Here is a 24,271-nt window from a genome sequence, read left to right on the forward strand (position 1 = left end):
ATAAACCACGGTTAATTTTCAAGTAATGAATGCGCTTTGAGTGTGTCTGTTTTTGGGAGAAAATGAAAAATCACCAATAGAACGTAAATAAAAGACCGAAACTTTCAACTTTTTCCTGTCCCAGTCTTGATTTATTGTTCTTTTGATGATACAATAGATTTAAACTGATTGAACAAGTAACGGTTGTTTAATCGGTGGGCGTTTGAGTGTTAGTAGCACTCAGCGCCTTTTGTTCGTGTTTTTTATAAGTCTATTATACCACTTTGGGAGGAAAATGCAAGCATTTTCCCAAACTTTTTTTTCTAAAAGGCTTGACAAATCATGGTTTCTTATGATTTTCAATCCCTTTCATCGGTAAGAGCTCCCCAATACTTCGGTTTTCGGTTTGAGCGATTGTTCTGTGGTAGTGTATAATCTGATTTTTGAGTATGTTGAAAGTGACCAGGATAATCTTTTTCCTGGTCTTTTATTGTTTGGTAGGATTTCCTCCACTCTCCGAAAAATAGGTCTCTCAATTCTCCTGTATGGTTTAAAAGAATGGTTTGGCTCATAGTGTCAGCGCCTTTCTCACTCCAATACATACCTCTATTTTTCATTCGATACGTCACTTTGCGATGCTGAGATTCCATGATACCAATACCCTTGCTACTGAGTCCAAAGCTCTCAGGATGATCAGTATATTTAAAGTTTTTCAGAAGTTGTCTTTTGAAGCGTTGAAAAGACTCTAATTTTTTGTCTGATTTAATCAAAGATTCAGCCGTATCAAGTACCGTTTCTAGTAAACCCTTATCTCGGCTCTTGACCGCTTTAAAGGCTTGTTTGGTCAGCTCTAAAGGAAAAGTACGTAAATTCTTTTTCAGGGATTGATTCACGTGAAAAGCATCCCAAAAGTGCAAATGCTCTTTAGGCTTAAAAGCACTAACTAAGTCCTTAAAGTCCGTAGGAGAATAGCCTTTACCACCATCAGAATTAGTCACAATGACCGTTTCGGGAGTAATTTCAAAATGCCTAGTCAACAAATCCATTAGTCTATCTTTGGCTTTATGACAGCGTGTAGAGATAACTTCTATCTTGTCTTTTAAGATATTCCTCTTCCCCTTCTTGCTTCCAGTATGGACGACAAAATGACTTAACTCAATAGACTTCTTTTTCCTGTCAGGCATTGCCTGTTTGACCCAAACCCCATCACCTTCAATATAGACTTTCTTTGCTCTCACTTTGTCCTGGTTATCTTCAGACCAGTCTGAAGCTGATAAAGAGTCGTACTCCTCTTTTTCAGCTAGTAGTTCACCTGCCATGTCTAAAGCGTGCTGAACTGTATTCTTGGTGATATAGATTTCCTTTAACATTTCCATCACCGATACAACTTTACGATAGGGCATAAAATTAGCAAGCTTGGTCACCTGGTAAAGTAGCTCCTGAGAAAACCTCGACCTTGGTTCTAGTCCTAGCTTTTCATCAACAGGGATTCGGATGGTGTCATCTTTCTTCCATCTGCTACGTGAAAAGGTCATTTCTCCAAAAGAAAAAATAACTGTCCGCTCTTTTTGATTGATTCTTTTGTACCCCTGCGCTCGCATAATAGGGGCAATGAATTTTTCATAGTTTTCAATCATCTTCAGAAAAGCCCGTTGATTATTTTGTTTCAACTGCCTTGAAAATTCTCTTTCGTCTAACACGGTTATATCCATTTTTGTCACCTCAATCATCGCTACCGCCTATTATACCCCAAAAACAAGAAAAGAAAAAAGACCTCTCCAAACGGAAAGGTCTATATTTCTATAGTGATTTTAATAGTGGTTTATATCATGATTTTAATAGTGATTAAAATCAATATCTAAAGTGATAAACCTTGGTCTTTTTGGTTCTTTGGAGCGGATGCAGTTGGCAAAACCTCTTGATACATTTTCTTCAGAGATAGCTCATGTTGACCACCTAACAATAGATTTTCAAAAAATCTATCCAGGTATTCAGGATTTTTCTTCAGCAATTTTGCATTGTCCAAAACCAGGGCATCCCTGAAGTAACGTGCATTCTCTTTGAACGGGCTATTATCAACTTCAAAGCCTAGTGAACGTAGGTACTTAATCATGAAGACCGTAACAGTTCGGGTGTTGCCCTCTCCAAACGGATGGATTTGCCAAATTCCCGATACAAACTTTTTCAAGTGCTTGACCATTTCTTCAGGTGTCTTCCCTCGATAGTCAAATTGTGACTCCTGGTCAAAATCATAGGTTAAGCTAGCCGAGATAGTTTGATAATGATCATAGATAACGCTATCTCCCTCTAAAATCGGCTCTTTTTTAGTGATGTTATAATGGCGATATTCTCCTAAAGGGATACCTTGGCTTAGAACGCCAAAGAATAGCTCTTTATGGATTGATTTTAGAGTGGTTGGGGCAAACTTGAAGGCGTTGCTTGATAACAGCTCTACAATCCTTAAAGAGACAATATCAGCTTCTTTCGTGCTATCATCGGTCTCTTCATGGTATTTGGTAATTTGGTCATAAATTTGTTGATACTCAATCTTACCTTCAATCTGCTCTTTAGCCAATTCAACCATATAGCGTGATGGCTCAAGACCGTCTACTTGCTGAAGACCAAAGCCAGTCTGCCATAAGTCAAGTTTAGTCTGATAGGAAAGGTTGGGGTTATCAATTTCATAGGTTGGTTGCATAGGTCACCTGCGTAAATAATATTATAGTGATTTTTATCATGATTTTAATAGTGATAAAAATATTGACGATTATTCTTCTTCATAACTCTCAATCCAATTATCAAGGAAAGTTGATGCTCCGCTATATCCTGCTTGCTCCGCAATCCTATCTAGCTTTTCTCGATTTTGGGGCTTCAAGGTGAACTGATAAGGATGTTTGGTCTTCCCTGATGGGCGACCTGCTCTTCGCCCTTGTGATTTTGCCTTAGGGACTGACGGTATTGTCTCGCCTAACGCTTTACTAATTTTGTCCTTTTTGATTTCAAAAGCCATTGCATACCTCTTTTTAAATAGCTATTTATATCATGATTTTAATAGTGATAAAAATATTTATTAAAATCATGGTTTTTATATTGATTGATATTAGGAGTTATCCGACACGGTCTGAATTTGGATCAGTGTTTCTTCCAAAGCTGAAAAGAAAGCCTTGTGTTCGTTTCGTGATGTTTGGTCAGCCATGATGTCAATAACAGTATTGTCTTTTGATGCTCGGTTAAACAATTCCTTTTGAGGAATTTGACCAACAACATTGTCATCATTTTCAAGGACAGATAACAACTCTTTCGATTTTGCCGTATTATGCTTTATCATGTTAGGCAAAAAGTAGAGTTTAGCAGTAATTAGAGACTCACGGCTTGGACGGACAATTTCTGTTTTTCTGTACTCGTCAAGACGGACTTCAAGATTTTGTTTCGCTTCAAAAGCAAAATCGCTTGGCGTAATGGGACTGAAAAGAGCATGACTAACAGCGATAGCATTTCTTGTAGCAATCCCGAAGTCAGGTCTGCAATCTAAAATCACATAGTCGTATTGTGCCAGGTTCTTTGCTTCCAGGTTTTCACCTAGCCAGTCATACAGAAACATATTCTGATTAGGATTGGTTTCAAGTCTTCTTTCAGCTTCATCTAGTCTCATAGAACCTGCAATTAAATCAATGTTAGGCGCAACCGATAAAATGGTCACGTCTCCTGAACCAGTAAAGACATTAGCAACTGTTCCTGAATCCTCGTAAACGTCATAAAAGTGTGTTAGGTTGCTTTGATGGTCTAGATCAATAAATAAAACTCTATGACCTTGACTAGCTAAATACTGACCTGTTAGAAGGGCTAAAGTTGTTTTTCCGACTCCACCCTTGATGGCAACAAAGCTGAGTAATTTCATTTATTTCTTTTCTCCTCCCTTTTTCTATACTTCTATTATAATATACATCATGATAAAAATCAATATAAAAATCATGATTTTAATAAATATTTTTATCACTATTAAAATCATGATATAAATCACTATCTTTTTATCTGATATTTTTCACGGTAGCGCCTAAACGTTCGCTCGTTTATGCCTGTTAAGCCTGCCACGTCTTTATCAGACATTCCTGAAAGGTAAAGCTCGAAGGCGTGTTTTAGTCTGCTATCGTCTTCAGTAAAGAGTGCCTTTCTGCCCTGGTATTTGCCCTGAGTTTTTGCAATAGCTATCCCTTGGGCTTGACGTTCCTTGATTCGTTCCCTTTCAGCTTGTGCCTGGTACTTGTATAGCTCTAAAATTAAGTTGTTTAGAAGCCGTCTCAAGTTATCATCTTCAATCCCTCGAAGGGTTGGAAGGTTTAACACTTCCAAGGTAGCCCCTTTAGTTTGTATCTGATTCATGACTTCAGTTAGCTCCTGGTTATTTCTTCCAAGTCGTTCTAGCTCTGTCACAACGACTATATCCCCTTCACGGATATAGTCAAGCATGGCTTTCAACTGTGGGCGGTCTTTGCTGACACCGCTGACCGCTTCCTGAAAGAGCCTGTCAACGTGCTTCAGTTGATCCAGTTGCCTATCCAAGTTTTGGTCAGTCGTGCTGACCCTTGCATACCCAATTTTTGTCATATTTCCCCTTTCTATTTTGCCTAACCCTATTGTCCGCCTCCTCATCCCTTTAAAATCAAGAAAACGGCAAGCGGTCAATAGGCTATAGCCTATTGACCGCTTGTAGTAAAGTGGTTTTTATGGAGTGTGAGGGATTCGAACCCTCTAGGCGCTATTTGGTACTTTCTGTAATTAGGATAAACAATTCAATGGTCACTCCAACAGCACCATTAACCACCAAGTTTGAAATAGACAACTTCATAGATATACCTCTTTTCAAGCTAGAAATAGCAATATAGGTTTGAATTAAATCACAAAGAAGCGATATGTCCAAGTTTATCCCTAAAACACTACATACTAATACACACTTTAGCACAAGAGTAATCATCCGCTAAGGTCTATATTAGCAGAATCATTATACTATTTTTAGTTTCAAATTTCAATAAAAATTAGTCTCAAAATTAAATTTCATCCATACTTGTTTCATAATGACTTTTAACATCTTGACGTCTTACTTCAGCGTTACGTTCTAATTTTTCATACTGAGTAAAGTCTTTAACGATGCTTTCAAATTTTTCCTTAAGTGCTTTCCGCTCGATGGAAACCTCGACCACCTGCTTTTCAATTTCTTTTGGATTGACTGAAGGTGAAATATTCAATTCTTCCAAAATTTGATAAGCTACTTTGGCATCAATCGGATTGTCTGCGTGAATATCTTCAAGCGCTGAAGCAATTTTATTGAGTCGCTCAATCTTCTCATCCAAACTATCAAGTGACTCTTGTGTTTCTTCAATCTGTCCCAGGAAGCGGTCATGTAACTCATGGAATTGGTCTGAATCGGATACCCCGTGACTAACCAGGTAATTATATTCTTTGACCAACAAATCCAACTTAGAAATGTTAGGGTTCTTGGTTAAGATATATTCTCCGCTTTCGTAGGCAAGTTGATTGATAAGCGTTGACCCTTTCATGAATTTATTGCTTGCTGAATTGTCAGGATTGATGAAATAGAAAAAATCTGACTTCTTGATAAAAATATCAAAACTTCCATCCTCTTGTCTATCAACAAGGCGACTAGGAATTTTGACTGTACCTTTGTTGGCAATACCGTATTGCATTTGAAGATAGATACCTGTGTCCGTCTCATGCTCGACCTGCCACGGTTCAATCTTGACCCGTATTTCAAAATCTTCTGCCTTTTCAGCTTGTAATTTGTCATACTCACTCTTGATACTTTCCAACGGATAGACGATTTCATTTTTAGCCAGGCGCTCCTCAATCTGTTCTAAAGAGTAGCGTCCCTTTTTAGATAAAGTGCTGTCACGGGTATTTCGTTTTTGGTCTTTATCCAATAATTTATACTTGGCATATTTCCCAGTAAAATCAACTGCAAGATTTAACGCCTTTGCCTTTTCTTGAAAATCTGAAAGGTTGGTTGAATGCTTCAGGAGAAACTCAAGCCGTGATTTAATTTCTAACTTGAAAACATTTTCTTTTTGGTAAGCTGAATATTCTTTGTGACCGAATTGATTTTGACGGTCAAGAATTTTTGCACCTGCCAGGTCTGCATACTTGTCAGAAATTTGTTCAAGGGCTTTCTTTGTTCCTTTTTGCCATCTGAATTTATTGAGTGTGACCGAGTTAGTGGAATTGATATAAATGTGATTATGAAGATGCCCCTTATCCATGTGAGTGGCAATGACAAATTGATGACTGCCACCTGTCAACTCAAGAGCTGTCTTCCGTCCTATCTCATGTACTTGCTCAGGTGTCAAATTGTCTTCAGGGGAAAAGGACTGAATGATATGGTGTGCCAAAACATCATTTTTGACCAACTCTTCATTATTGATTGGTCTTCCTTTTTCCAAATTGGCAAGTTGCTTCAACATCATAAATTCTGAATAAGCAGACTCAACATCAATCACCAAATTTCCTGAAACTAGCTGAGAGACTATCTTACCATCTACAACCTTCACAGGAAAGTTCAAATCAGAATCAATCAATTCTGTTCCAATAGTCTTAGCACCATCTTCAATATACTTGATACCATCAGCTAACTTGTTGACCGATTTTATCTGCTTAACTTTTGTAACAACCAAGTCAATTTACTCCCTTCTGTCTCTCATCATTTTTTCAATCATAGCCACTTCTTTATCAAAACTGTCATCCATCAACCGCTTAACTTCTGCAAGTGAAGCCTGCAAATTTTGAAAGTTTTCAAGTGTAATTTCTTCAGTTGTATTGACGTACTTTGCAAGCTGATTGATATTTGTACCAATACGATTTATCTCCGTTCTTAATTTTATCAGCTCCGAATAATCAACCGTGACAACCTCGCCTGTCAAAAGCATATAACGGGCGTAGGTGTTGAAATTTGAAAAATTATGATGCGCCATCCTCTGCTTAATAAGATCGTTTTCTTGAGGTGTCACTCGCATCTTTTTTTGAATTTGTCGGTATAATTTCTTTTCGTCACTCATTTTCTTCCTCTTTCAATTTACTTGACATCTGTGCCGTAGCCCTCTATACTTTTCAAACTGGCAAGCATAGCAAGGTGGTACCACCTTGCGAAATTTAAAAGATTTTTCCAACCCCAAATACTGGCAATTCTGCCAATTTGGGGTCGGTAAATCTTTCAAAGTTTTGGGGAAAATCCCCAATCCCCTTAGTCGTCTTTCAGACCTTAGTTGACTTCAACTTGTTGAAGCAACTCCTCTTTTAAGGACTGGTAGTCTTCATCTGAAAGAGAGTCAAGATAGGAAATTGTTTCTTGATATTCTTCAGCTAAGTCAGGGTCAATGCTTTTGAGTTCGTCCGCATCTTCATCTAAAAGGGCGATGGCTTTTCTGCGCTTGGCTTCAATAAAGCTTTCATTTCTTGTGTACGTTCCATTCTCTAAATAGAACAAGTTGAGAAGTAATGTTGTTTCAATAGTGTCATTCATGTTTTAGTCCTCCGTTTGTTTTCTGCGACTCATAAAGCCTGCGGATAATTGAGCGACAAGGTCTTCTACAGGTTCATCTCGTTGTCGCTCTTCTGCTCTTTTTTTGGAGCATCTTTCGCCTGCTCTTTCTCTTTAGGGTCAACCGCTTTTTCTTTAGATTGGTTTTTCAAGCGGTCAAGTTTTTCTTGAAAGGGATCCTTGGTCAGTTCTTTAGTTTGATACTTTTCAAGGGTTTTATCAATTCTTGAAATCAAACTATCTGCTTCTTTTTGTACAATTTTAATTTGACCTTCTAAGTCAGATAGTCCGTTAGGGTCATCTGTCCATGTTGCCAAATAGCCAAAACTGTACTCACTTGTATCTAGCCCATAATGACTAGCTACCACAAAAGCAACTGACTCAGCTTGTAATTCTGCAGTACTTCTTTTAAGAGGAGTTTCTTGTAATTTCTCCATGTTGTGTAGATCAGAATGTGCCATTTCATGAAAGATTGTTTTTAGTGTTTGTTGCTCAGACATCCCTTGCTTAATCACAATTTCATTGTTGTTTACGGAATAAAATCCGTTAGAGCCTTTGGTGTCTTTGCTAAATGAAAGGGGAACACCATTAGCTTCAGATACCTCTTTAGCTGACTTGTAAAGATTGCCATAATCTTCATAAGTCCCCTCAAGTTCATAGACTGGTTTGGGTAATTCTTTTCCATTTGTCTGTGAGACATCAAAGACTGGGACAAGTTTGAAAGACATGAATGTTTGTTCATTTCCATTCTCATCTAAGAGTGGTTCATTAGTTTTAGGGTCTCGTCTTTTTAGAGTTATAGGGGCAAAAATCCGTAATGACTTTTCTCCCTTATTGACACTTCTCTCAAATTCATCCTTCCACTTTTTGAAGGATGCCACGTGAGAAGCTTCAGGGTTTTGCATTAAAATCAACTGAATATTTCTCGGTGAGTAATTGTGAAATTTACTCATTGTGGTCAAGTATTGTTTGTAAGTGTCAGACTGAAAATAGTCTTTAACGCCATCCTTCAAAAGTTGAGAAAGCCCCTTACTGTCTTTTGCCTGAATCAGTTCAGCAACGCTTTTTTGTGGTTCAGGTGAAGGTTGATTTTGATTATTTGGATGATTGCTGTCAATAGGGTTTGACCCATAACTGACCTCTTCCTGGTCTGACTTTCCGTCACCGTCTGTGTCAGCATTAAAAGGACTTGTCCCTTGAGCTTTTTCAACTTCATCAGGAATACCATCACCATCTGAATCACGTTCAAGCTCTTCTTTTCGTGCTTCAGCTTGTTTTTTCTCTTCATCTTCTCTGAGAATTTGCTCAAAGCGATTTCTCAAATTTGGTTCATTATTGTCTGCCATAGCTAGACCTCCATTTTGTAAATTTGGTTCATCTTTAAAGGGTTCAAAATCTCTATTTTGTCGCAATATATCAAGCATTACTTGTCCATTATCTTTAACAAATTCAGGATTGATTGACATTGTTTTGATGCTGTCGTCTTTCTCAACAAAGACCCCTAATATCGTTTTTTCTTGATTTAAAGTATCCAGTTCAATGTTGAGCGTTCGGCTAGGCTTCAGCAATGTTGCAGGGAAGGTTGAGTTATCATCCGTCCGAAAAGCTAAAAGAATATCTTTATCGTCTGAACGAATAGCACTTGAAACATCTAACCGCCCCATCTTCTCAACGGAAGATAAATCATCAAAGACAAAAGAATCTGACTCAAAGATTTCAGGGAGCATAGGGAGTAATTTTGCCTTATCTCTAAAGCCAACCCCAACTGTTAAATTTGCAAAATCGCCTTTTCCTGAAGCTACGTCTTCAATGAATTGCTCTGATAAATTTTCAGCCCACTCATGATAAACAGGAGCAATCCCCGTCAAGTGCATCCAATGCCTTTTTTCAAAATCCACCTGAAGCATCTGAACGTCTTCTTTATCCTGGTAAAAATACGTGACCTTACTATCAGCCAACTCATTAAGATACCAGTCAGCCGATTTTTGAAATTCTTCAGCGTAACGATTGAGATACCTCAAATCTTTATCAGTCGCATAATGATAGCCATTTCTAAGCCCAACACTTGACTCTTTTGACCTATCAATGTTAAAATATAATTGAACATTGGCAGGAAAATCAGGTTGAGTCTTTGACTCTTCAGGCTGTGGTGCTGTCCTTGAAGGTTCGCCTTCTAAATAACCGGAATTGCGATTGATTAGTTCGCCCCCAATGTTATTAAGTGGCTCTTGACTTCGGTCAAGGGCTTTTTCTTTGCTTTCCTTCAGGTAGTCATTCCAATCCATCTTGTCCTGACTTTCCAATCTCGGGGGGAGATCTGGAGTCAATCCAATTTCTTCATTGGTCAACCGTTCAATAAAGGTGTGACCTGCTTCATCATTATCAACTGCAAGGGTAATTAAGTCCTTGTGCTTTCCATCCTTAAAAAAAGTGCTTAATTTAGCTGTTTTAGCGAGGAAGGACGATTTTTTCTCCTGGTCAACCTCATCATCAAGTTCACCAACTTCAGACAAGAGTTCTGCCACGTGACGGCTCACCGTTGATTCTTTTAAGCCATCCATCGCAACTAGACGGACATCTTGAAGGCTATCCTTATGAAGTTCATAATAGCTCATTAAATCAATAGGAGCTTCCGCAAAGACTAATCGTTTAGGTGTTCCAATATCAACGTGCATTCCCGTCATACCATCAGAAGCCCTCATAATCTGTTTTAAGCGCCCTCTCTCGTAAAGGTCATGATTTTCCTTAATACCTTGAAGAGAAGCACCTATAACCTCTCCTTGGTTATCTAAACTCTTGAAAACAATGACAGGTTCATAGTAGTCCCCTGTCTTTTTAGTGGCTTGTGATAAGACGTTTTTTTCTCTGAAAAAATCGATCGTCTCATCAGACAAGCCCCTGACTTCCTTCAGAAATTCCCTGGCTTCTATAAACTTAGTTTCATAAGGCTCAAGGTAATATCTGAAGGGTTCTTTTTCAGGAACGTTGGTCACATCGACCACGTCAAAACTACCTTCTTCCAAGAAGTGTTTTGCTTGCTTAAAAGAAAGCTTCTCCCCTGTCAATTCTTCCTGAACGACTTGAACCATTTTAATCACATCACCGCCATTGCTACGGGCAAACCAATTGAAATAGTTTTCCCTAACATTGATAGTGAAAGAGTCATGTTCTTCCCAAGCGTAAGTATAGCTTCCTGTTCGCTGTAAACTCATGCCCAGGCTTTCTGCCACTTCTAGGATTGACAGGGCTTTAAGTTCTTCAATACTCGCCATCTATCCTGCTCCTTACCTCTATTTCTTCCTGAAGCAAGCTATCAATATTAGCTTTTAAGTAAATCAGCTTTTCCTTAGAAGGTTCAATCCCCTCAACTTCAAGCACTCCTCTATACCGTTTAGGGTAGCTAAAAAGCTGTGTAGAGACTGCTTGAAAATCTTCAACGTCTAACGTCTTAATCAAGATGCTGACAAAGTCATTTAAGACCTCCCCCTGGTTGCTCTTTCCAGTCACTTGATGCTCAAGTGCAAACTGTTTGAGTGCTTCCGCCATCGTTGGCATCTCAACGACTGAAAAGAGGGTATCAAAGTAACCTATCCCCCTCATATTAGTTGTTTGTGTCATGTTTTCCTCCTTTTCCTCAAAATACAAAAGAAACCTGGTAGGTAATTCTAACAGGTTTTCTTTTGGTTAAGCCACTTCCTCAAATGGTAATTTTACTTCTAGCACCTTTGCGCTAGTTGTTTCTATCACCCTATCATGGTTGACGTTGGCATCCCAGTCATCCATATCAGACATGGAACGGGTATAACGATACCAGTTCGTATCACTTGGACTATTCGCCAGTTCTTTAGCACGTGGATGCTGAAGAACGTTAGTTTTCTTATCTCTGAAGACATTTTGTTTAGAGATAAAGATTAAGGCTTCATCAACCCCAATACGAGCCACCTCATCAGGTGTGAGAAGGTCACGCTGAATGGTCTGAATAGACTGACTGCTTGACCCTTGCGCTCCTCTTGTTTGCGACTGATTCTTAACATTGATAGTCTGCTTACCGCTTCGCATTGAGAAATAGTTCATTGTTTCCTTATCATTCGTCCCCAAGTAAACCAGGGTAGCACAGTTATTGAATATAGTCTCCCATTGATCTTTATAGAGTGCCTTCAATTGACTGATGGCTTGAATGATGATAGCAATTGAAATCTCACGGGAGCGAACTGAAGAGAGTGTTTCCGTGAAGTTTGGGAAACGTCCAAAGTTGGCAAACTCATCTAAGATAAGTCTGATATGGAACAAGTCTTCAGGTTTGCACGTTGGATGGTTTCCCTGAATGATTTCATCTGCTGTCTTTGGTAGCTGCCTAAACATCATGGTAAACATAGTCGTTGCAATAAAGTTGAAAGATTTATCTGTTTCAGGAATAGCGATAAAGACGGCTGTTTTTTCAGTCTGCCATTTTTCCATTTCCATTGAGTCACGGGCGGTCAGGTTTCTAACTGCATCATGGTCAAAGACGGCAAAACGTGAAGAAGCAATAGATAATACAGACGTCATTGTTTTGCCTTCAAAATTGCTATTAAACAATTCCCACTGCCTATTAGCATAGTTACCTTGTAATTCCTTTTCGAGTTCTTCAAACAGTCTTTCAACCACGCTTGGAGTATCTTCATCCTCACGCTTGATATTTCTTAAAAGGTCTGCAACCTGAGCGATATTTGGCTCATACTTCTTCAGGACTTTCCCGTCAAAGTAGAGATACCCAATCAACGCCCTCATCAAAAGCATTTCAGCCTGATTCCAAAAATCCTCACCTGTGTTATCTGACCGTTTTGTCCCTGCGATAATCGCTTCAGCAACTCTATCAATATCTAGCTCATCGTGCATATAGTGAAAGACGTTGAACTGATTAGAGTTGGTCAGATTGACCAGGTCAAAGACTTTGATTTTGTAGCCGTTGTCTTCAAGCATTTTTCCTGTCTCACGGACAAGAAGACCTTTCGGGTCAGTGATAACAAACGAACTATTCATTTGCATCAGGTTAGGTTTCACAAAGGTGAAAGTTTTCCCGTCCGCTGGTAAACCGACTGTCAGCGTGTTCTTGTTTAATTGACGGTTGAAAGGAAGGCGTTTATTGAAAAGTCCCATTCGAGCATTTTGACTGAAAATCATATCATTTTCAGGCTCTGTATCCCGAAAAGAAGCTATTTCCTTGTTCGTGGCGTACCGTGCCGACCCGTATTCCTCCCCGTAGCGGTAGCGCCCTTTGTCGCCAACTCGAAAGTAAAACATCAAGACAACAAAGAGAGCTAAACCGCCACCATATAGACTAGCTTGAGTGAAGTGAAAGTCAATAAAAGACTTACTTGTCCAATTCTCCATCATCCAATCCAAACGGGCATTATCTATAAAGGTAACTCCTTCAGTTGCAGGTGCTATGTCATAAAGCTTGACCAACCAATGCACTACATAGCAAAGGATAAGACCCACAATCAAATAAGGGAGAAAGCGACGTTTTTTCTGTTCTGTAACCATCTATAACCCCTTTTCATCTTTCGCAATAGCCTTCTTAGGCGTTGGTGTTTTAACCTTATCTTTAGTTTTGATTTCTGCGGTAACCTTTTTCTTGTAGTAAGTCAATTTTTCCTTTAAAGTCATGGTCTTTGGTGTTTTGATAAGATTTTTAGTAAGTTTTTCTGCCTTTTCAGGTTCGGTTAAATCATTGATGACCCCTTTGAAACTTGCTTCTAAGGCTTGCACGTTCTTTGCATCAATTGCTATTGTACTTGTACCGTTACCATTATCTTTTATAGAGAAGCCAACTTCATACCCCTTTAAATATTCTTCAAGACGTTCAGAGTTCAGTTCAGAGTTCAGAAACGTTTCAAAATGTTTTGTTTCCTTTGTTGCCATAAACTGATTCCAGTTGGTTTTATCCGTATATGTCTTGTTTTCAAGATAGTGATTAAATTTGTGATACGATTCTTCAAGTGCATAATACATTGATTTTAGAAGCATTTCGCCTGTTAATTTATATATATCGGCTACTTTCATTCCTATTCTCTCCTGATCCATTTTTATCCTCCTTTCTAAAAAAAAGCACTCAAAAGAGTGCTTTTATCTTATTCCTTAATTTGAACGTTTCTTTAGGAAAAAACTAATGACGATAGCCAATAATCCAAAACCTGCTAATGTTAGTAATATACTTTCTTTAAGACCAGTATTTGGAAGGGTTTTGAGCTTCCCATCTTTGTCAGTAACAGAGATAGTCTTATCTTCATTAACTGTTCCCCCAACTACCTCAGGCGCTACTACAGAGCCATCTGAGAGGACAACGTTGCCGTTCTGAGTGCTTACAATTGAAGCACCTGTTTCTGTCTGTACTGGTGCGCTAGGAGACACTTCTTGAACAACTTGACCTGTTACTTGCGAAGTTGTCCCTACCTGAGAAGCACCTGCTTCTACAGCTGTTTGAGCAGATACACCAGGGTTATTTGTTGGAACTTTAACATCAGGAATTAAGGTAGTTGTTCCCCCATCAATAGTTGAAACACTAACCTTATTATCTGACGTAGCATTGTCTTTTTTGTTCTTATCTTCAGAAGTCGGTGTAGTTGCTGTAGTTGTAGTTGTTGAAGAGCTGCTACTTGATGAAGCTGCTGAGCTTGAACCAGTTGCTACAGTTGTTCCAGGATCAGTTGGAGCTACAACAGAAGGTTGTTCTGAAGGTGAAGTTGGTACAGAAGGTACAGTTGTATCACTTGATGGAGCTGTTGTAGTTCCAGTATTTGGTGATACAGCAGGAACAGTTGTATCACTTGATGGAATTGTTGTAGTTCCAGTGTTTGGCGCTACAGCAGGAACAGTTGTATCACTTGATGGAATTGTTGTAGTTCCAGCGTTTGGCGCTACAGCAGGAACAGTTGTATCACTTGATGGAATTGTTGTAGTTCCAGCGTTTGGCGCTACAACAGGAACAGTTGTAGCATTTGATGGAGCTGTTGTAGTTCCAGTATTTGGTGATACAGCAGTAATAGCAGTTTCATTTTGTGAAGCGTTTGTATCTGCATAAACCATTTGAGCGCTCGCTGAAGCAAGTACGACAATAGATGATAGTGTGATGATTTTAGCCCATTTTTTCATGTTTTCTTCCTCTTTAATATTTATTTTAATGTTTATTTTAATATTTGTTTTAATATTTATTTTAATGTTTGTTATTCTGCAAAACCTGTAATAATAGGTTTACCTACGATTACATAGCCATACATTGATTTTTCCTCTTCACGTAAAGGAAGAGTCATTCTAATCGTTTTAATATTATTCGAGTCTTCTGTTGTAGTGATTACAAATGTAACTTGAATAATATCTTGTGATTCGGTTAGTGATTCGTAAATTGTTGATTGTGCTTGAACTCCTTTTTTGAGTTCAAGACCTTCAGTCTTCATTTCACTGCTTAAAAAATCTACAATATTTTCACTTTTTCCAGTATAGAAATTTGCGATAAAAAATCTACCAAAAACTTCAATTTTCCCTTGTTTCTCTTCAAGCTGTATCCGATTTTCAAGCTCATTAATTTTCTTAGATTGAACTTGAACAAGAGATAATGAAGCAATAGATGCTATTGTAATTAAACAGATAATTATTGTAAGAACAAGCGAACCAAACCTTAATTTTTTAGTTTTTATTGGCTTATCTGAGACTGATTTAGTAATCAATTTTTCTGTCTCTTTTTTATCTTCAACCAGGTTATTTTGAGATTGTTCTACGCTTTTAAGAGATTCTAACTTTTTATCTTTTTTAACAGAGGTACGCTTTTCTTTTTTATGCTTATTTGATTTTAAAAATCCAAATGATTTTTTTTCTCTTTTAAAACCAAACCCTGAGAGCGCTTCTTCCACAATTGATTCAAGAGGGAGAGATAAAGATAGACTGTCTAAAATTATCCCCTCTTCTCCCAATTGGTCTATTTGAATAGTTATAGTTTCTCCTCTATCTTCTGCCCAAACCGACCTATCATTAATAAGAGATAGTAATTCATCCCTATTTTGACAGGTTTCCTGCTGATTTGTTTGTAGATTAATAATTCTGAACATGACCCTCACCGACCTCTTCAGAAGAATTTACCTGGTTAGAATTATTAAATGCAAAATTTTCAAATTCATCAAAAGACTTACCTGACTCAGCCATTAACGCAATGATATATTCTGCTTGAAGTGCATTAATTTTCGCTTCATACTCTTTTTCCTTTTGATTCAAGGCTCTTTTCTGTTCTTGAATTTTTTCTAACTCAGCATTAAATTTTTCAAGTTTGCCCTTCAATGATTGTGTTTGTGTCTTTTTTGGTGCCATATTTTTCTCCTTTAATTTGAATTTGAGGTGCTAGGTGTTGTCGTTGGTTTTGTTGATGAATCTGTTGTAGAACCTTCAGATGGTTTTGTACTATCCAAAATTCCATAGTCACCTGTCTGATCAGTTAAAATAATGGATTCCATCTTATTTACTTTCATTTTACCGTTTTCATTAGTATAACTCATTCTCAATGTCTTTTTGTTCAAAACATTTTTTTGAGCAGTGTTATAGTTTTTCTTTTCATCTAGTAAAGTATTTACATAATTTACTTGCGCTATAACTTGTAATTTGTCTTGATTGATATAAATTTCTGCTGATTTAAACTGAAAATCTACAACAAATCCTTTATAGGTTTGGCTCACAGGTTCTTCTTCTTTAGCTACTGTTTGTTTATATAGACCATCAGTCATATACTCTTTATAGCGATTCCTATTCTCTCCAAGATCTTTTTTGGTATAATAGTTCACTAAAAATTCTTTTACCTCTTCCTGATTAAGCCCCTCCTTTGTTGCTGTCTGTTTACTTTCAGCACTTTCCTTTTTTTGATTGTGATCTGCTACTGTTTGTCCTATACCTACTCCAATAAATACGGCAAGGATAATCAATAATATATAACCAATAAATTTTATTACTTTTAATTTAGATGAATCTATCATAATTCTCCATTCTTTCTTCTATTTTGGCGGAATTGCAAATGTTAAATAACTTTGATTTGTCCAAAGAGTCCAATGTATTCTATTTTGAACTCCTTGAATATTACATTCAGAAACTAGGAAGCTACCATCTTCATTTACATGTTCAACGTAAGATACATGCCCATTCTCTTCTGGAGTATTCCAAAAACCTCCTTGAATTGACATAACAGCTCCTGCTACGGGAGTTGAACTATATTTCCATCCTCTAGCAGTCAATCCTCTAACCCAGTTCTGTCCATCTCCTAACCAATTATAATGAGGAGCTCCTGCTTCTACTAACCGATTATACACGTACCAGGTACATTGACCAATAGGGTAAGTATTACCATCAAGACTAGCTGATACAGTCGCTGATGAAGGATAGCTAGATATTTTAGATGAATACTCTGAAGGAAAACCCCATGAACTTTCTAAAACGGAACTTCCTCCTTTAGTGTGACCTCTAGGATTTTTGAGATACGATAAAACTTGTTGAGCATTATGTTGCCGTTCTTTTACTTTATCTCCTTCGTTCCCTTCCCAATTAACCAGGAATTTATTAGTTAAATAATCTACATCATCGTTTGAATGAAGGATATTCTTTAAATGTTCAATGTAGTAAGGAGAATCACCATTTAGCATGAAATCAAGTTGAAGTTCAAGATCATACCATTTTTTTCCTTTTTCCTTAGCATAGTTCAATAACATTGTATGTCTAATCGAACCATCACGGGTATCAGTCCATTGTCCAAGTCCAATCCCTCTATGGATAATATTTGGATATTTCCCTTGATACACTTCAGCATTCCCCATATTCAACCAGTTAGGATCATCCCAAGAGCTAGCTGAAGCTCCCACGGGAGGATTCAGATAATCTCCTTCAGCACGTTTTGCTGTTATTGATGATTCTGTCCAAAAGTTTCCTAAAATTGCTGAGATACCATTTAAGGTTACGCTACTATCTTGTTTTTTGAAGAAGTTGTATATATCATTTATTTTTTTACCAATATCACCGTCTAGGTTCATATCTGAAATTACTGAAGTAGTCTGATTGTATTCAACTTTTGGAAGATAGAAACCAACATTTACCCAAACCCATTCTTTCTTTTTCTTGTTTTTGAGTTTTCTATAGTAAACTTCTTGCCCTCCTACATCACTTACCTCACCAATTTCATTCCCGACTTTAATCTTATCACCATCATTAACACGAACACGAGTCACATTCTTATAAGTAAACTCTGCCGTTTCTGATGATATAATCACATCTTGCTCTTTTATAGAAATTGTACCATCCATTACAGCATAAAGTTTTGACCCTTGATTCGCTTGCAAAACAGAACCATTATATATCTCTGTTTTTGAAACATAGCCAAACCTTTTATCAATCCGTATTGGATCTAATTTTTCATCATTTGCTTCAGCATTAAAGGGGTTTGACAAATCGTTGTAGGTTACATAATAGCCTACTTGTTTTGCCTGTTCTAAGACTTCGTTATACTCTTTCAACTCGGATTCACTCAATCTTAGATATTTATTTTCAGACGAAGTATAGATATCAGACATTGTTTTTAAATTGTCTTTATCTTTATTTAATTCTTCCCAAGTATCGGAAAGAAGCTCCCTGTAAGAATGATTTAATTCCCACCACTTCTTATCCGTATTATAGGGTGAATCTAGCTTGTAATCTTCATATTTGTAACCCATGAACATCATTATTTCATCAATATTTGTCCAATAATCAACTTTATCTGTTGATTTTTCTCTATCAATTTTTGAAATATGAGTCCAAGCTTCTGTAAGATCAAACTCGTTTTGTGCTACAGTTGAAGTTCCTCCACCTGTCACGACTCCTAACAGGGCAATAATCAGAACTCCTAAAAACATAATCAAGTAGGCTTTAGCTGATAAGGGATTTTTAAGAACTGTCAAGATAGGCTTCCCAACTTTTACAGCTACTTTTTTAGTAGCACTAGCGGTCTTACCTGCCTTTGAAGTTCTTAATTTTGCCCGTAAACGTTGGTATTTATTAGTAACTTTCGTTTCCCATCGATTGGCAACAGGAGTCCTGGTAAAACTACGACCACGGACAAGGTTATAGGTGCGATTTCCTGCACCATATACGACCCTAGTTGCCCCTTTACCAATCTTGACGGTATAATTGCCTAGCTTCTTAGCTTGTCTTACTTCAGCGTGTGTTCTACGGATAGTCTGACGTGCTGAAGCAATATCTTCAAGCACATCATTATCCTGAAAAGCTGAATCCACAAAATGAGAAGCCTGGTGATGAGTAACTCGCCCCAGCTTTTGAGCCTTTGTCCCACCGTTACGCTGAATGGCTTGGCGTTTCTTTGCTTTAGCGGTCTTCTTACGCTCTTTGAGCGTTTCAATCTCTTTACTAGCGACCGTCCGTCTTGCCTTTTGTTTCTGCCCCAGGTAACGCTTTTCAGCATCTGTCTTGGGGTTTAAGAGCCGAGCTTCTCTCTTTTCAGCTTGTTTATAGCTGTTTTTCGTTGTCTTGAGGTCAGACTTGGCTTCCTTGTACTCACGTTTGGCATCACGGAGATCACGTCTTGTTTTTCTCGACAACGTAACACCTCCTAAGCATCTGTAGTGACAAGCTCATAGAGTCTTGTGTGTCTTGGGATAGGATTTTCAAAAGGTACAACCACTTGACCTGCGACAATCAAGCCCGTTCCTTTTGCTTTTGGTTTTTCAATGTATCTTACTAAAGTTGGAGTTAAAGAAATGGCTTTAGAAAGAGCCAATAAGTCTGATTTCTTGTGTTTCAAGAGAATCATGAACTCACTATTAGATACCAACTTGCGCCCTTCTTCTTTGTTCATCAGAGTTTCAATATTTTGTGTGATGGCTGTGGCAATCGCCCCATATTTACGAACCCGTGAATACAACTCTGTAAAGAAGATAGCCTGGGCTTCTTCTTTGAAGAAGAGCTGTACCTCGTCAAAATAAATGCGAGTAGTGAGTTTCCCTTGGGAAGCGACAACTTGATTCCAAATGTAGTCCTGAATAACCATCATCGCAAACGGCTTGAGTTTTCCTGACAAGCGTTTCAAGTTGAAGACCACAAAGCGGTTTGTAATATCAACGTTGGTCTCGTGTGCAAAGATACTTTGTGACCCTTTGGCATAGATTTCAGACTTGAGCGCCAATTCCTGGGCTTCAGGTTCTTCTTGTTCAAGCAAAACATCGTGCCAATCTGCAAGCGTTGGCGTTCTATCTACATTAGCGAATCTTGCATATGTTTCACGTGTCACACGGTCAATAATGGTATATTGCACGTCACCGACTTCATCAAGAATAGACTCAAAGAGCCCCATGAGAAGGTTTGACTTATCCCCGATAGGGTCATCATCTTCATCCTTCAGTTGACTCGAATCAGGCAAGTCCATCAAGTTTAGGTGTGACTTAGAACCGATATAAATATCAACCAACTGCGCCCCGAACTCACGTCCAATATCGGAATATTCATCTTCAGGGTCAACAATGATGATACGGTCTTCAGGGTTCTTCAGATAAGTTGGTATGATTTCCATGGTTTTTACAGTAACAGACTTTCCTGAACCTGAAGAGCCAAGAACTACGCCCGAACCAGTGTTCAGGTCTGCTTTACGGTCAACCGTAATCACATTGTTAGATAGTTGATTTTGACCGTAATAGAGCGCCCTCTCACTATCTGACTTCAGGTCAACGTTCATAAAAGGAACTTGTGTAGCCAAGTTAGCTGTTGTCATATCACGTATAAAGCGACGTTTCACATTTAAGAAGGTGTGACCAATAGGAAGGATGGTATTGAGTCCTTCTTCCTGGTAATAGTAACACTCTTGAAAATCAACGCCAACCTTACGTGAAGCGGTCAAGACTTTATCTGTGATACTTGCCAGCTCCTCCTCATCCTCAGCCTTGAAGTAAAGAGCAATCAAACCTGAAAAGGCTTTTTGGTCATTGTCATCAATCTCTTCTTTCCATCGTTTCGTTGACTCAGAAATTTCACGTGCTCGACCTGAGACAGCCAGATCCTGGTCAACCCCTTCTTGAGCGCCTGACCGTTGAGCCTTGACCATTTCAGCTTTGATAGTTGTATCCGCATTGTTAATCTTACGCATAAAGCTAGATGGCTCATAAGGCTCAGCATGAATCGTGATAGCCAACTCAACGCCTATATCCGTTAAACTCTTAATCAGTCGGTCTGTTAAGAAAGTTGGAAAGTTTCTAGCATACATGACTTTTGCGACCCCTTCATTGATACGGAAACGATTTTCCAAGAAATGAAGCCTGTTAGGGGCGATAAAATCTTTTGTATGTAATTCTGAAAGAGCAATATCCCTGAAGTTATAAGGGAGTTTGTGTTTGCCCAGGAGCAACTCCGCAAACACGTCAAGACGTTCTTTCCCGTCCATTTCTTCAAAGGTAATATCCATTTGAGAGTATTGATTTTCAAGTGAGTTGCCTAGCTCGCTTAAGTTGGCATCCGCTTGCCCTCGATTATAGGCTTCTGTCTTCAAGGTCACATATTTTTCAACCTTGAAATTCTTTGAGTCACTTGAAAAACGACTTTCAATCATTTCATTGTATTCCTTACGGAAATTATCAAAGCCGTCACCAATCTCATCATACTTAATTTGCTCAACAGCGTTGTCTTCGACTCTCCGATTGATAACCAGGAGCTGATAAGTAGAGCCTGCATCAAGTGAATTGAGCGCTTCAGCGTGTGTATCAATCACGTCAATCTTTTCTTCCTGATTAGCGGATAGATAGGCGACATCACCCAAGCGATAGGTTCTTGACCATTCGTTTTTGGCAATGTGCATCAGCCCATTTTCAAATAGGCTATTGTATTTAATGGTATTTTGTGTTGAAGCCTTCAAGGAGCGTTTTAAGCGTGCCTTACGTTCCTTTTCAGCCTTCGTCAACTTCTTTGACTTTCTTCCAAGATTTAAAATCATCTTTTGTGAACTCCTCTCCTTCCTCAAATTCTGTAATAAAAGCTCGCTTCTGAACTTTTAGATTAAACATGACCTTGTCTTTGACTGCTTCATCAAAGCCTAGCCCGTAAATGATAAAGGGAGGGGCAATGAGGAGCGCCACAAGGTACATAAAAATATCTGATAGTCCCATTATGGAAATGGTGATAGTGAGTGACACCACTATCCCAATCCCAAGCAACATGACTAAAAGACGTTTGGTCATCCCAAAGGCGACGGGTCTTTCATAGTTGTCAAACTGCTTGAGGAACTCACTTCCTAATTTGTTCATACAACCTCTTTCTAGCTACAATAAAAACACCTTGCTCTGGCAAAGTGTTTGTTCAACAGTTTCAATTTTGTTAGTCTCTCATGCGTCCAATCGTTGACATGATAGCACCAATTAAAGCCACAATCAAAAGAATTGGTATCGAAGTATTATTAAATATAAGGTTGGTATTAACTTCGTAATCTAAAATCGTCCCATAGTAAATAACTCCTGCAATACTCCAAAAAATAGATAGACCAATAAACATGATTATCCAATTCCAAAGGACACTTAAAAGGAAAAATGGAGTTGCAATCAGAAATCCAATAATCATAATCAGACCTGATAAAATCAGACTAAAGAAGTTGCCAATCATTGACCAAATGGAGCGTTTCACTCGTTTAGGGGCGTTTGATTGAACTGGTGTAGGGGTTTCTACTAGTTCTTCTTGCGATTGAGGAGACAATTTGAAATGGTTTCCTTCTCGCTTGATATAGTATCGTTTTTCTGACATGAACTCACCTCCTTATAGAACTATTTTACCAAATTTATTGCTTTTTTACATGGCATTTAAAAGTGTTTTTGCCAAGCGCTGACTACCGAACAAGGCGACAATATAGACAATACTTTTTGCGATAGATGCAAAAGCAGTCGCCCAATCTCCTGATGATGCTTTAAATAAGTCATCCGTTACCAAAGCTGGGTAAAGTCTGACAATAATGACAAGCAATAACCCTTGTAAGGCGTAAGCTGAAAAGTGTTTTAAGAAGTTGACGGCTACTGGCTTTGTCTGTTCAGACATGAAGAAAGCCACAATTAGCGGAGCGACTGCCTTCAAGAGATACATTTGGAAAAATCTCATAAAGACAAGTAATTTCGCACATACATCAGCTATTAGCTCAGTAAAGTTGCCTACGATATTGACAATCTGTTTGGCTATCCATCCACTTATACCTGAAGTATCCATATCAGACTTAAATGTTTTATTCGGTAACACGCCATCGACAAGAGCAATCCCCCTGTTAAAGACAAATACGATAAAATCAAAGATTTCTGAAATGTTATAAACCAATAGAAATGCAATAGCATATCCAAGGGCTACTTCCATCCAAAGCTGAACCGTTAAGCCACCGCCCTCTTGTCCTAACCGTCTATTCCATGAAAAAATATCAAATAGAAAGAAAGTTAAAATCAAGATTGAAGCGACTGGCAATAAAGCCCCGTTAATCTTATCAGCGTATTGATTGACTGTTGAACTATACTCAGCTAGAGAATTTGTGATATTATCCATTCACTCTAGCTCCTTTCAGATTTAGCTGATAGCTTGAAGCGCTGCAATAATTGCTTGGCAGACCGCCGCCCCGATAACACCGATAGCGCCACCGTTAATCATGGCATTTGCCCCTTTTTCCTGGCGCATAGAGTCATTGTTGTTACGACCACCAAAGAAATCAATAATTCCTGCAAGAACCCATACAAGTCCTGTAATACCAACGACTGCTTGAACAATTTGAAAAACTTTAACTGCTGTATCCATAAGATTTAATCCTCTTTCTTTTTTGTAATTTGTAAATGTTTAATTGCATCTGCAAGGACGACCATTTCGTCCTCAAAAAGTGTGACACCCTTGCCAACTCGTGAATGGTCATCTTTCCATGACCGTATATCATATTTTGGCTCGGCATCATTCCATGAAATAATGTTTAGTTCCTTTTGCCACCCTTTGTCATTCTTTGATAGGACAGCAATCGTCTCAATGATTTTAAAGCGTATAGGCTCATTATTATCTTTTGTTGGTTGACGGTTGGACTGGATTTTCTTTTGTTGGTCTTCAAAACTGTCTTTCCAACCTTTGTCATTTTCCCAATCCGTCATAAATTTCCTCCTGTGCTTCGTTTTCTAGTGCGGTGATAGCCCGTCCCTGTAAGTCTAAGCACGTTGAACATTCCAAATCGACATCTTCTCGCAACCAAAATTCCATTTCGTTCTATTGTGCGAATTGCGGAAAAAACGTCTTTGTATTCAATCTTTAGCTCAACGTACATAGGCTTTCCTGCGACATAGGCTTTTCTTGATACTGTGCCATACTTTGGTTTTAACTTCAGTATTTCACCACTATCAAGATAAGCAGAAGCACCACCTTCACGTCCTAATTTTTTTAAGTCTCTGATGCAAACGTCAATATTTGCAAGGTCTTCAAATTTATTCATTCTTTCTCTCCTACTCGAATAAATTCAGGTTGATTTACACCCATGCTGTATAACCTCCTTTTGGTTATATCCGTGTTTCATGCGCACCGTTTATGGTCAAAACGACAAACCCGCGAAAAATGCGCACTGTGACTGAGGCTAGATGACTAGCTTTACACTCCGCCCCCAATTTTGTATCTCATAGTCACGCTGTATCAGGGCAGAGGGGGTATTCAGTTGTCAAAGTGCTTCAGCAGTTTATTGACTTGCTTGGGTCAAAGAAAATATTAATC

The 24,271-nt window shown here is 38.4% G+C and carries 24 protein-coding genes; all 24 read right to left on the minus strand.

Annotation, left to right across the window (positions count from 1 at the left end; all coding sequences use genetic code 11):
- Positions 1 to 338 precede the first annotated feature (338 nt).
- The 24 genes from GMD5S_RS0200200 to GMD5S_RS0200320 all read right to left on the minus strand — a co-directional run bounded on the left by GMD5S_RS0200200 (position 339) and on the right by GMD5S_RS0200320 (position 23,999).
- Positions 339 to 1,691, minus strand: coding sequence for an ISLre2 family transposase (locus GMD5S_RS0200200; RefSeq protein ID WP_000355715.1), 1,353 nt, complete (start codon positions 1,689 to 1,691; stop codon positions 339 to 341).
- A gap of 146 nt (positions 1,692 to 1,837) precedes the next feature.
- Positions 1,838 to 2,677 (minus strand): Fic family protein, encoded by an 840-nt coding sequence (locus GMD5S_RS0200205; protein WP_001183258.1) that lies wholly within the window; start codon positions 2,675 to 2,677, stop codon positions 1,838 to 1,840.
- A 69-nt stretch (positions 2,678 to 2,746) separates the two neighbouring features.
- Positions 2,747 to 2,989, minus strand: a complete 243-nt coding sequence (locus GMD5S_RS0200210) for a hypothetical protein (RefSeq protein WP_000863487.1) — start codon at positions 2,987 to 2,989, stop codon at positions 2,747 to 2,749.
- Between the two features lie 90 nt (positions 2,990 to 3,079).
- Positions 3,080 to 3,877 (minus strand): ParA family protein, encoded by a 798-nt coding sequence (locus tag GMD5S_RS0200215; protein ID WP_000771877.1) that lies wholly within the window; start codon positions 3,875 to 3,877, stop codon positions 3,080 to 3,082.
- Between the two features lie 122 nt (positions 3,878 to 3,999).
- Entirely contained in the window at positions 4,000 to 4,584 is a 585-nt protein-coding gene (locus GMD5S_RS0200220; protein ID WP_000161250.1) for a recombinase family protein, read from the minus strand.
- Between the two features lie 440 nt (positions 4,585 to 5,024).
- Entirely contained in the window at positions 5,025 to 6,662 is a 1,638-nt protein-coding gene (locus GMD5S_RS0200230; protein ID WP_000261840.1) for a helical hairpin domain-containing protein, read from the minus strand.
- Positions 6,663 to 6,668: 6 nt separating this feature from the next.
- Positions 6,669 to 7,043 (minus strand): plasmid mobilization protein, encoded by a 375-nt coding sequence (locus GMD5S_RS0200235; protein WP_001278769.1) that lies wholly within the window; start codon positions 7,041 to 7,043, stop codon positions 6,669 to 6,671.
- 203 nt (positions 7,044 to 7,246) lie between these two features.
- The gene (locus tag GMD5S_RS0200240; protein WP_001000164.1) at positions 7,247 to 7,507 is read right to left on the minus strand and encodes a hypothetical protein; all 261 of its coding nucleotides are present in this window, start codon (positions 7,505 to 7,507) and stop codon (positions 7,247 to 7,249) included.
- A 65-nt stretch (positions 7,508 to 7,572) separates the two neighbouring features.
- Positions 7,573 to 10,797 carry a PBECR4 domain-containing protein gene (locus GMD5S_RS0200245; RefSeq protein ID WP_000146487.1) on the minus strand — a complete coding sequence of 1,075 codons (3,225 nt, stop codon included), beginning with the start codon at positions 10,795 to 10,797 and terminating at the stop codon, positions 7,573 to 7,575.
- Positions 10,784 to 11,143, minus strand: a complete 360-nt coding sequence (locus tag GMD5S_RS0200250) for a hypothetical protein (protein ID WP_000195209.1) — start codon at positions 11,141 to 11,143, stop codon at positions 10,784 to 10,786. Before GMD5S_RS0200250 ends, GMD5S_RS0200245 begins: the two co-directional genes overlap by 14 nt.
- Positions 11,144 to 11,209: 66 nt before the next feature.
- Positions 11,210 to 13,051 carry a VirD4-like conjugal transfer protein, CD1115 family gene (locus tag GMD5S_RS0200255; protein ID WP_000255736.1) on the minus strand — a complete coding sequence of 614 codons (1,842 nt, stop codon included), beginning with the start codon at positions 13,049 to 13,051 and terminating at the stop codon, positions 11,210 to 11,212.
- Entirely contained in the window at positions 13,052 to 13,591 is a 540-nt protein-coding gene (locus GMD5S_RS0200260) for a hypothetical protein (RefSeq protein ID WP_000371899.1), read from the minus strand.
- A gap of 54 nt (positions 13,592 to 13,645) precedes the next feature.
- The gene (locus tag GMD5S_RS0200265; RefSeq protein WP_000758650.1) at positions 13,646 to 14,659 is read right to left on the minus strand and encodes an LPXTG cell wall anchor domain-containing protein; all 1,014 of its coding nucleotides are present in this window, start codon (positions 14,657 to 14,659) and stop codon (positions 13,646 to 13,648) included.
- 71 nt (positions 14,660 to 14,730) lie between these two features.
- Positions 14,731 to 15,609, minus strand: a complete 879-nt coding sequence (locus GMD5S_RS0200270; protein ID WP_000488421.1) for a hypothetical protein — start codon at positions 15,607 to 15,609, stop codon at positions 14,731 to 14,733.
- Positions 15,593 to 15,865 carry a hypothetical protein gene (locus tag GMD5S_RS0200275; RefSeq protein ID WP_000035316.1) on the minus strand — a complete coding sequence of 91 codons (273 nt, stop codon included), beginning with the start codon at positions 15,863 to 15,865 and terminating at the stop codon, positions 15,593 to 15,595. Before GMD5S_RS0200275 ends, GMD5S_RS0200270 begins: the two co-directional genes overlap by 17 nt.
- A gap of 11 nt (positions 15,866 to 15,876) precedes the next feature.
- Positions 15,877 to 16,521, minus strand: a complete 645-nt coding sequence (locus GMD5S_RS0200280; RefSeq protein ID WP_000567329.1) for a hypothetical protein — start codon at positions 16,519 to 16,521, stop codon at positions 15,877 to 15,879.
- Positions 16,522 to 16,539: 18 nt separating this feature from the next.
- Positions 16,540 to 19,125 (minus strand): phage tail tip lysozyme, encoded by a 2,586-nt coding sequence (locus tag GMD5S_RS0200285; RefSeq protein ID WP_000088416.1) that lies wholly within the window; start codon positions 19,123 to 19,125, stop codon positions 16,540 to 16,542.
- Positions 19,126 to 19,136: 11 nt separating this feature from the next.
- Positions 19,137 to 21,503 (minus strand): VirB4-like conjugal transfer ATPase, CD1110 family, encoded by a 2,367-nt coding sequence (locus GMD5S_RS0200290; RefSeq protein ID WP_000602695.1) that lies wholly within the window; start codon positions 21,501 to 21,503, stop codon positions 19,137 to 19,139.
- Entirely contained in the window at positions 21,457 to 21,813 is a 357-nt protein-coding gene (locus tag GMD5S_RS10770) for a hypothetical protein (RefSeq protein ID WP_001037297.1), read from the minus strand. Before GMD5S_RS10770 ends, GMD5S_RS0200290 begins: the two co-directional genes overlap by 47 nt.
- Positions 21,814 to 21,883: 70 nt before the next feature.
- Complete coding sequence (locus GMD5S_RS10125) at positions 21,884 to 22,303, minus strand: hypothetical protein (protein WP_001291572.1); 420 nt, start codon at positions 22,301 to 22,303, stop codon at positions 21,884 to 21,886.
- Between the two features lie 45 nt (positions 22,304 to 22,348).
- A complete protein-coding gene (locus tag GMD5S_RS0200305; protein ID WP_000368851.1) occupies positions 22,349 to 23,080 on the minus strand; it encodes a type IV secretion system protein in 732 nt (243 codons plus the stop codon).
- 21 nt (positions 23,081 to 23,101) lie between these two features.
- Positions 23,102 to 23,326, minus strand: coding sequence for a hypothetical protein (locus tag GMD5S_RS0200310; protein ID WP_000379145.1), 225 nt, complete (start codon positions 23,324 to 23,326; stop codon positions 23,102 to 23,104).
- 5 nt (positions 23,327 to 23,331) lie between these two features.
- Complete coding sequence (locus GMD5S_RS0200315) at positions 23,332 to 23,562, minus strand: PC4/YdbC family ssDNA-binding protein (protein ID WP_029709290.1); 231 nt, start codon at positions 23,560 to 23,562, stop codon at positions 23,332 to 23,334.
- A 98-nt stretch (positions 23,563 to 23,660) separates the two neighbouring features.
- Complete coding sequence (locus GMD5S_RS0200320) at positions 23,661 to 23,999, minus strand: hypothetical protein (protein WP_001031739.1); 339 nt, start codon at positions 23,997 to 23,999, stop codon at positions 23,661 to 23,663.
- Positions 24,000 to 24,271 lie beyond the last annotated feature (272 nt).

Origin of the sequence: Streptococcus sp. GMD5S (assembly GCF_000298715.2) — a bacterium.
GTDB lineage: Bacteria > Bacillota > Bacilli > Lactobacillales > Streptococcaceae > Streptococcus.